5 protein-coding genes are annotated in these 2,432 nt (G+C 43.3%); all 5 read left to right on the top strand.

Features of this window, described 5'->3' with window-relative positions:
* The coding region (locus ASC50_RS06270) for a hypothetical protein (RefSeq protein WP_226995434.1) at positions 1-329 on the top strand (329 nt) is incomplete at its 5' end.
* Positions 296-682, top strand: coding sequence for a hypothetical protein (locus ASC50_RS06265; protein ID WP_055431319.1), 387 nt, complete (start codon positions 296-298; stop codon positions 680-682). The genes ASC50_RS06270 and ASC50_RS06265, both read left to right, overlap by 34 nt.
* 24 nt (positions 683-706) lie before the next feature.
* Entirely contained in the window at positions 707-1,645 is a 939-nt protein-coding gene (locus ASC50_RS06260) for a helix-turn-helix transcriptional regulator (RefSeq protein WP_158648545.1), read from the top strand.
* 230 nt (positions 1,646-1,875) lie between these two features.
* Positions 1,876-2,127 (top strand): UPF0175 family protein, encoded by a 252-nt coding sequence (locus tag ASC50_RS06255; protein WP_055431317.1) that lies wholly within the window; start codon positions 1,876-1,878, stop codon positions 2,125-2,127.
* Positions 2,128-2,129: 2 nt separating this feature from the next.
* A complete protein-coding gene (locus ASC50_RS06250; protein WP_055431316.1) occupies positions 2,130-2,369 on the top strand; it encodes a PIN domain-containing protein in 240 nt (79 codons plus the stop codon).
* Positions 2,370-2,432: the final 63 nt, after the last annotated feature.

Here is a 2,432-nt window from a genome sequence, read left to right as displayed (position 1 = left end):
AGAAGCAAAAATGGTTTACGGACGATTTCAAAGGCGACCTCAATCGGAATATCGCCGACCAGTTGAACAACCCAAAGCCCGAACAAATCCCCGCCTTGTGCCGTTATGGGCAGTGCCGTGGTGGAGATTGGGGCATGGTGGGCGGCATCTTTTGGGCTGACTTCAAAGAATTATATGAGCCGTTGCAAGGCTATACGCAAATTGTCGGGCATAATCGCGTGGAAGACGTAAAAGAACACACCAAAGACGGTGGGCGCATCATTTTTTGCGATTGCTTGTTTAATAAGCATTATTTATGTTTAAAGACAAACTTGGCAACTACAAACTAAAAATAGCCTTCGATTTCGACGACACGCTCACTGACCCGCTGTTTTTTGAATTGGCCGGGCGGTTTATCTCGCGTGGTCACGATGTGTGGATAATGACCGCGAGAAGCAGTTATGAGCAATATCTGGCGGCGTGTCAGAAATTCAATATCCCGCCGGAGCCTGGATCAGAGCGGAATGTGGACATTCTCGAAGTGGCGAAAAAGTTAGCAATAGAAGACAAAATCATCTACACCGCCTGCGAAGGTAAAAAAGACTTCTTCTTTACGCACGGCTTCGATATTTTGTTTGACGATGATGCCGAATGGCATTGCAATCCGATTTGTGAAGCGGGAGGCATCGCGATACATATTTGATTTTTGTCAGAATAAAGTGTAACTTTGCAGCAGGATATTGAAATAAGGATGTACAACAACAAGAAAATAAGAGTTTTTGCACTACTCATTGAACTGTTGCAGCGCAAGAAAACCGTTGATTTTAAGACGATTAAAGCGCATTTGAGTGCGCACGACATTGATGCGAGCGACCGCACCATTGAGCGGTATATTGCCGATTTGCGCACCGATTTTGGGCTTTTGATTGATTGCGACCGGCGGACAAACCTTTATTCAATCGCCGAGAGCACGGAATTGAACTGTTTGCTGCACTTTATACACCTTTTTAACTCCTCCGAATTGATTTTTAATGCGCTGCAACACAAAGACAAAACGTTGTCGTGCTTGGCTTTTGAAGCGACCGGCGACTATGTGGGCAGTTCCAATTTGGAGCCGATTTATTCCGCGATTGTGCAGTCCAAAATCATCACGTTTGACCACGAAAACTATGAGAAAAACACCGTTTCGCAACGCACCTTAATGCCCTATTTATTGAAGGAATACAACTCTAAATGGTACGTCGTGGGCATAATTGCCGGTTCAGAGAAGCTGCGGATATTTGGTTTAGACCGCATCCATCGCCTCGAAATCAGCGACCAAACGTTTGAAAAAACCGAACAAAAGCGCATCTCTGAAGTGTTTGATTACACCCTCGGCTTAGTTTTTGATGTGGACAAACCCACCACCGTAGTGCTGTCGGCAACCCCGTTTCAAGCCAAATATTTCAAAAACGCACCCCTGCACGCCACACAGCAACTCGTGTCGGAGAACGAAAAAGAGGTGATTTTCAAGTATTGGTTAGTCCCCAACCGCGAACTGCAACGCCTGATTTTGGGCTACAGTTCACAAGTGAAAGTGCTTGAGCCGAAATGGTTTGCGAAGCAAATTAAGGGGCAGATTGGCGAAATGGCGGCGTTGTATAAAAAATCACTATCAAACAGCTAATTTTGAATTTTCTGTTTTTTGATATGTAACTAATTTTAGTTACCTTTGCGCAAAATATTGAGAGGATGGCGTTTGCTAACTAAATCTACCCTCCGTTCGGCATAGGCACTGCCTACGCCGAACACTTGTCATCATAAATTTGATGCGGTTGCCCTGTCTAAACCATGGCTAATTTGCGTTATTAGAATAAAAAGCGTAACTTTGCCGACACAATAAAAACAGGTACAAATATGAAACAATTAAAGATGTCTTTATCGGATAAATTATTGATTTCCATGAATATGGATACAGAAGAAATTTTAACGGCTATGCGGAAAGTGTATGGCTCAAAATTGTATCAGGAGGGGAAATTAACATTAAGTCAGTCTGCTGAATTGAGTGGAACAAATATTTATGAGTTTATGTCGTTTCTAACAGGGTCTGGAGTTCCGGTAATCGACTATCGTGCCGAAGAATTGGCAAACGAATTAAAACAGTTTTAGCAATGATTGTCATTTGCGATAGTTCTCCGGTTGTAGCGTTAGCTGTCCTTGACCAACTTGACTTGCTTGACCGGTTATTTAACGGGGTTATCATTCCTCAACATGTTTTTGACGAACTGACCATAAACGATAAACCGGCAGTGAGCAAAATATCTGAGTGGGCAAAAGGTAAAGTGGTAGCGGCAGCAGATAAACGCTTGATGCAAATTTTTAATCAGGTTAAGGCTGCTCGTACAGGTTAGTTGGTCACCGTAATTTTGGTGCGGTTGCTCTGTAGCCACTTTCTTTTTTTGTTGTTTGGGATA

Source organism: Candidatus Symbiothrix dinenymphae (assembly GCF_001431085.1).
Note: the sequence above shows the minus strand (reverse complement) of the source record. Positions and strands in the feature narration are given on the sequence as shown.

Coding starts and splice junctions, on each gene's coding strand:
- ASC50_RS06265 (WP_055431319.1), top strand. CDS start 296: ATGTTTAAAGACAAACTTGGCAACTACAAACTAAAAATAGCCTTCGAT.
- ASC50_RS06255 (WP_055431317.1), top strand. CDS start 1,876: ATGAAACAATTAAAGATGTCTTTATCGGATAAATTATTGATTTCCATG.
- ASC50_RS06250 (WP_055431316.1), top strand. CDS start 2,130: ATGATTGTCATTTGCGATAGTTCTCCGGTTGTAGCGTTAGCTGTCCTT.